The organism is Massilia sp. CT11-108, from assembly GCF_047302915.1.
GTDB classification, from domain to species: Bacteria; Pseudomonadota; Gammaproteobacteria; order Burkholderiales; family Burkholderiaceae_D; genus Telluria; species Telluria orientalis.
Window position 1 is genome coordinate 1 of record NZ_JBKYMO010000344.1, and the last position, 6,220, is coordinate 6,220.

General features: G+C 65.5%; 8 protein-coding genes. 1 reads left to right on the plus strand and 7 read right to left on the minus strand.

The features are described 5' to 3' along the window. From ACEN88_RS22275 to gshB, 7 genes are all read right to left on the minus strand, one after another. On the minus strand, positions 1-570 hold a 570-nt coding region (locus ACEN88_RS22275; RefSeq protein WP_413343121.1), incomplete at its 3' end, for a M48 family metalloprotease. An 86-nt stretch (positions 571-656) separates the two neighbouring features. Then, on the minus strand, positions 657-1,274 hold the full coding sequence (gene metW / locus ACEN88_RS22280) for a methionine biosynthesis protein MetW (protein WP_413343123.1): 618 nt from the start codon (positions 1,272-1,274) through the stop codon (positions 657-659). Beyond that, positions 1,271-2,419, minus strand: a complete 1,149-nt coding sequence (gene metX, locus ACEN88_RS22285; protein ID WP_413343125.1) for a homoserine O-succinyltransferase MetX — start codon at positions 2,417-2,419, stop codon at positions 1,271-1,273. Before metX ends, metW begins: the two co-directional genes overlap by 4 nt. Positions 2,420-2,438: 19 nt before the next feature. After that, positions 2,439-4,190 (minus strand): phosphoenolpyruvate--protein phosphotransferase, encoded by a 1,752-nt coding sequence (gene ptsP / locus ACEN88_RS22290; RefSeq protein WP_413343127.1) that lies wholly within the window; start codon positions 4,188-4,190, stop codon positions 2,439-2,441. Between the two features lie 35 nt (positions 4,191-4,225). After that, entirely contained in the window at positions 4,226-4,495 is a 270-nt protein-coding gene (locus tag ACEN88_RS22295) for an HPr family phosphocarrier protein (RefSeq protein ID WP_258853052.1), read from the minus strand. Between the two features lie 35 nt (positions 4,496-4,530). Next, on the minus strand, positions 4,531-4,935 hold the full coding sequence (locus ACEN88_RS22300) for a PTS sugar transporter subunit IIA (RefSeq protein WP_371765950.1): 405 nt from the start codon (positions 4,933-4,935) through the stop codon (positions 4,531-4,533). A 4-nt stretch (positions 4,936-4,939) separates the two neighbouring features. Further along, positions 4,940-5,887, minus strand: coding sequence for a glutathione synthase (gshB, locus tag ACEN88_RS22305; protein ID WP_413343129.1), 948 nt, complete (start codon positions 5,885-5,887; stop codon positions 4,940-4,942). Between the two features lie 190 nt (positions 5,888-6,077). Between gshB and ACEN88_RS22310 the strand changes: the two genes are divergently transcribed. Beyond that, entirely contained in the window at positions 6,078-6,215 is a 138-nt protein-coding gene (locus ACEN88_RS22310; protein ID WP_413343130.1) for a hypothetical protein, read from the plus strand. Positions 6,216-6,220: the final 5 nt, after the last annotated feature.

Consider the following 6,220-nt stretch of genomic DNA (forward strand, 5'->3'; position numbering starts at 1 on the left):
CAGCTGGCTCGCGAGGCCCGTCGCCGCCGCCTTGCTCTGGCGGTCGCGCCCGTGCTCGCGCAGCGCGTGCGCGATCTCGTGGCCCATCACGGCCGCGATCTCGTCGTCCGTGAGGCGCAACTTGTCGATGATGCCCGTGTAGAACGCGATGCGCCCGCCCGGCATGCAGAACGCGTTCACCTCGCCGGACTGCAGCAGGTTGACCTGCCACTTCCACTGCTGCGCATCCGGGTTCCAGCGCGCCGTGTTCGGGATGATGCGTTTCGCGATGGCGCGCAGGCGCTGCACGCGCGGGTCGGATTCCGGCACGAGCGCGCCTTCCTGCTTCGCCTTGCTCATCAGCGCCAGGTATTGCTGGGCCGACTGCTGGTTGATGGCTTCCTCGGGCGCCGCGATGTCGCGCCACACGCCGCCGATCGAATTGCGTTTCAGTGGCTTGACGGCGATGCCGTCCTGCACGACCTGGTCCTGGTTCGGGCGGTCGTCCTGCGCGCGCGCGGCGTACGCGCCGGGCGTGGCGACGCTCAGGGCAAGCAGCACGGCCGCGCCATGCTTGAAGAGTCGATTCATGGTGTTCTCCTGCTGGGTTCCGGACACATGATGCCCGCGTCGCGCCCGTAAGTACAACACGATACGCATAAGCGGGCGGTGGCGCGTCAGGCCTTGCTCACGAGATCGCGCTTGCGCAGGCGGAACACCGCCAGGCTGCCGCGCAGGTTCGGCAGGAACGACACCGGCTTGCCCTCGGCCAGCGCGACGTATTCCAGCACTTCCAGGCCGCATTTCTCGGCCAGTTCCTTGAAATCGTAGATCGTCGCGTAGCGCAGGTTGGGCGTGTCGAACCACTGGTAAGGCAGGGTGCGCGACACCGGCATGCGGCCTTTCAGCAGCGCGGCGCGGTGCGGCCAGTACGCGAAGTTCGGGAACGACACGATCGCTTCCTTGCCCACGCGAACGATGTCGCGCAGGCGCGCCTCCACGTGCTGCATCATCTGCAGCGACGACAGGCACAGGACCATGTCGAACGCGTCGTCCGCGAACAGGCCGAGGCCCTGCTCCATGTCGTGCTGGATCACGCTGATGCCGCGCTGTGTGCTTTCCAGGACCTTGTCGTCGGCGATCTCGACGCCATAGCCGGTGCAGCGCTTGGCCTGCTCCAGGTAGCGCAGCATGGCGCCGTCGCCGCAGCCGACGTCCAGCACGTGCGCGCCGTCGCCCACCCAGTGGGCAATGAACGCGAGGTCGGACCGCAGGGTCAGGTCTTCGTATTTCATGCCGCCTCCTTCTTCTCGCCGGCGATGCGTTCGAAGTAGGCACGGACGATGTTCATGTAGCGCACGTCTTCGAGCAGGAAGGCGTCGTGGCCGTGCGGCGCGTCGATCTCGGCATAGGTCACCTTGCGGCGATTGGCCAGCAGCGCTTCCACGATCTCGCGGCTGCGCTCCGGCGAGAAGCGCCAGTCCGTCGAGAACGACGCGACGAGATATTGAGCCTGCGTGTTTTCCAGCGCCTTGGCGAGGTTGCCGCCATGCTCGCGCGCCGGATCGAAATAGTCGAGCGCCTTGGTGATCAGGAGGTACGTGTTGGCGTCGAAGTATTCCGAGAACTTGTCGCCCTGGTAGCGCAGGTACGATTCGATCTCGAAGTCGATGCCGAAGTCGAATTTGTAGTCGTTCCTCTCGGCCGCGTTGCGCAGCTTGCGGCCGAATTTCTCCGCCATGTCGTCGTTCGACAGGTACGTGATGTGGCCGACCATGCGCGCCACCTTCAGGCCGTTCTTCGGCACGACGCCGTGTTCGTAGAAGTCGCCGCCGCGGTAGTCCGGATCGGTGAGGATCGCCTGGCGCGCCACGTCGTTGAACGCGATGTTCTGCGCCGAGAGTTTCGGCGTGGACGCGATCACGATGCAGTGGCGCAGGCGCTCGGGGAACATGATGCTCCACGCGAGGGCCTGCATGCCGCCCAGCGAACCGCCCATCACGGCCGCGAATTGCCGGATGCCGAGGCGGTCGGCCAGCAGCGCCTGCGCGGCGACCCAGTCTTCCACCGTCACGACGGGGAACGTGGCGCCGTACGGTTTTCCCGTGGCCGGATTCGTGTGCATCGGGCCCGTGGACCCGAAGCAGGAGCCGAGGTTGTTGACGCCGATGACGAAGAAGCGGTCGGTGTCGACCGGCTTGCCCGGCCCCACCATGTTGTCCCACCAGCCCGCGCTCTTCGGCTGGTCGGCGTAGTGGCCGGCGACGTGGTGCGACGCGTTCAGCGCGTGGCAGATCAGCACCGCGTTCGATTTGTCGGCATTCAGCGTGCCGTACGTTTCATACATCAGCGTGTAGTCGCCGATCGCCGCGCCGCTTTGCAGGCGCAACGGTTCGGCGAAGTGCATCGCCTGGGGGGAGACAATTCCGATCGATCCCATGAAGACTCTTAAGTTGTAACTAGACGGACTGCAGCTGCTCCACCGCTTCGGCGATGGCCGCCGGTTCCATCGCGCGCAGGATGCGCTTGGTGCGCGGCACGAGCCGCGCCAGGTCGCTGGACAGGATTTCCTGCTTGACGGCCAGGAGCTGGGCCGGATGCATCGAGAACTCGCGCAGGCCCATGCCCAGCAGCAGGCGCGTGAGCTTGACGTCGCCCGCCATCTCCCCGCACACGGCGACGTCGATGCCGGCCTTGTGCCCGGCCTCGATCGTCATCGCGATCAGGTTCAATACCGCCGGGTGTAGCGGATTGTACAGGTGCGCCACCTCGTAGTCGACGCGGTCGATCGCCAGCGTGTATTGAATCAGGTCGTTGGTGCCGATGGACAGGAAGTCCAAACGCTTGACGAACATCGGCAGCGCCAGCGCGGCGGCCGGGATTTCGATCATCGCGCCGACTTCCACCGCCTCGTCGTACTTGATGTTCTGCTCGCGCAGCTGGGCCTTGGCCTGCTCGATCATGCTGAGCGTCTGGTCGATCTCGAACGCATGCGCCAGCATCGGGACCAGGATGCGCACCTTGCCGAATGCCGACGCGCGCAGGATGGCGCGCAGCTGCGCGAGGAACATCTGCGGCTCGGCGAGGCAGTAGCGGATCGCGCGCAGGCCGAGCGCCGGATTCAGCGCCGTGTGTTCGGTCTGGTCGAGCGGCTTGTCCGCGCCCACGTCGAGCGTGCGGATCGTGACCGGACGGCCCTTCATCGCCAGCACGGCCTTGCGGTACTGCTCGAACTGCTCGTCCTCGCCCGGCACTTTCAAACCCTGCGCGCCGCGGCCCATGAACAGGAATTCGGAACGGAACAGGCCCACGCCGACGGCGCCCGCTTCCAGCGCCGGGCCGCAATCGTCCGGCAGCTCGATGTTGGCGAGCAGCGTGATCGGCGTGCCGTCCTTCGTCACGGCCGGCGTCTTCTTGAGCTTGAGGAGGCGTTTTCGCGCCTTCATCAAATTGGCCTGGCGCGCGCGGTACTGCTCCATCACGAGCGCGCTCGGATTGCAGATCACGACGCCGGCATCGCCGTCGACGATCACCCAGTCGTCCTGCTCGATCAGGCGCGACGCCTGGCTCATGCCGACGGCGGCCGGGATGTCCAGGCTGCGCGCGACGATCGCCGTGTGCGAGTTCTGGCCGCCCACGTCCGTGACGAAGCCGACGAACGAGCGGTCGCGGAACGCGAGCATGTCGGCCGGCGAGATGTCGTGCGCGACGACGATCATCTGCGGCTGGAAGTGGTCTTCCTCGGGCACCGGCGGGGCCGGCAGCGCGGTCCCCATCAGCACCTTCAGCACGCGCTCGGCCACCTGCTGGATGTCCTGCTTGCGCTCGCGCAGGTACTCGTCCTCGATCTCGTCGAACTGCGCGGACAGCTCGTCGATCTGCGTGACGAGCGCCCATTCCGCGTTGTAGTGGCGCGAACGGATGATGTCAAGGGGCGCCTCCGAGATCATCGGGTCGGACAGGATCAGCACGTGCACGTCGATGAACGCGCCCAGTTCCGTCGGCGCTTCCTTCGGCAGCTCGGTCCACAGCTCCTGCAGGTTGCGGTGCACTTCGGCGATCGCATCCTGCAGGCGCTTCACTTCCGCCTCGACCTGCTCTTCCGGCACGAGGTAGTGCTTGACGTCGAGCGCGGCCGGCGTGAGCAGGTGCGCACGCCCGATCGAGATCCCGCGCGAGACCGGAATGCCGTGCAGTGTGAACGATGCCATGGAATTTCCCAAATGACGGCCTCGGCTATCCGGCATTACTCGCCTTCGCCGAATTTATCGTTGATGAGGCCGGTGAGCGCGGCGATGCAGTCCTGTTCGTCGGGGCCGTCCGCTTCCAGCGTCACCTTGGCGCCCTTGCCAGCGGCCAGCATCATGACGCCCATGATCGACTTGGCGTTGATGCGGCGGCCGTTGCGGGTGAGCCAGACGTCGCTCTGGAACTTGGCGGCCAGCTGGGTGAATTTGGCGGATGCGCGGGCGTGAAGGCCCAGCTTGTTGATGATCTCGAGTTCCTGTTGAATCATATTTTAATTGTCGTTTCTCTCGTTCATCTGTCCGGTCAGGTGCCGACCCGGATGCGGTTGTCGACCCGGACGGCGCCGTTCTGCGCGCCGGCCAGGGCCATCTCGACCACGACGTCCAGCGTGTCGCGCCGGTACGTGATCGCGCGCAGCAGCATCGGCAGGCTGATGCCCGCGATGACTTCCACGCGCCCGGCCTCGGCCAGCGTGTTGCAGCAGTTCGACGGCGTGCCGCCCTTGATGTCGGTGATGACCAGCACGCCATCGCCTTCGTCCAGGCGCTGGATCGCACTCTTGGCCAGTGCGTGGATCTCGTTCGTGTCCTGGTCCGCCGTCACGTCGATCGCTTCGAAGCGCTCGGTGGGGCCGCGGAACACGTGCGCGACCGCGGCGATGAATGCCTGGCCCAGTGGAGCGTGGGTCATCAGCAGGATGCCTACCATGTTGTCAGTTTCCTGTTACCCGTTTCTCGACGGCGTCGATGAACATCGCCGCGACGTCGAAACCGGTCTGGTCGGTGATCTCCTGGAAACACGTGGGGCTGGTGACATTCACCTCGGTCAGGAAATCGCCGATCACGTCCAATCCTACCAGCAACAGGCCACGGGCCGCCAGAATCGGACCCAGACTTTCGGCGATCTCGCGGTCGCGCTCGGTCAGCGGCTGCGCGACGCCGGTGCCGCCGGCCGCCAGGTTGCCGCGCACTTCTCCGGCCTGCGGGATGCGCGCCAGCGAGAACGGGACCGGCTTGCCGTCGATGACGAGCACGCGCTTGTCGCCCTTGACGATGGCGGGAATGTATTTCTGCGCCATGATCGTGCGCGCGCCGTTGTCCGTCAGCGTCTCGATGATGGAACCGAGGTTCAGGCCATCGTCCTTGACGCGGAAGATGCCGGCGCCGCCCATGCCGTCCAGCGGCTTGAAGATCACGTCGCCGTGTTCGGCGTGGAAGGCGCGCAGGCGCGTGCCGGACGACGACACGAGCGTGGGCGACGTGAACTGGCTGAACTGGGCGATGGTCAGCTTTTCGTTGTGGTCGCGGATCGCCGAGGGTTTGTTGAACACGCGCGCGCCCTGGCGCTCGGCCAGTTCCAGCAGATACGTGCCGTACACGTATTCCATGTCGAACGGCGGGTCCTTGCGCTCGATGACGGCGTCGAACGCGGACAGGGGCACGGTATCGGTGTCGCCTTCGCGGTACCAGTCGTCCGGGTCGCCGGTCAGCTGGATCTCGGTGGCCTCGGCCGTCACGACGCCCTCTTCCAGCACCAGGTGGCGCTGTTCGAAGGCATAGATCCGATGGCCGCGCCGCGCCGCTTCGCGCATCATCGCGAACGTCGAGTCCTTGTAGATTTTGAAGCCGGACAGCGGATCGGCGAGAAAAGCGATTTTCATGATGGTCCCAATGAAGGCAATGCCACGATTTTAGCCGGAAACGCGGATGTTCGCGGAAAGGCGGCCGCGTCCGGCGGACGAGTTATCGGGGCATCTTCCTGTTGGCAAAACGTCATCTATTCAATCTGCATTTGCGAACCGTCAAACGTGCCGCCGGACCAGTTGGGAAGATGCGACGCAGGAGGGCACTATGAGCGACCAAGCCGAGCAGGAACGCATCAACCAGGTCTATCGCCAATGGACTGGCGGCGCCGCGTTGGCGAAGCACGCCTGGCACCGGCCCGACATCGTTCGCCAGGCCGCGGCGCCGCCAGTCCATTGGCGATAGACCTG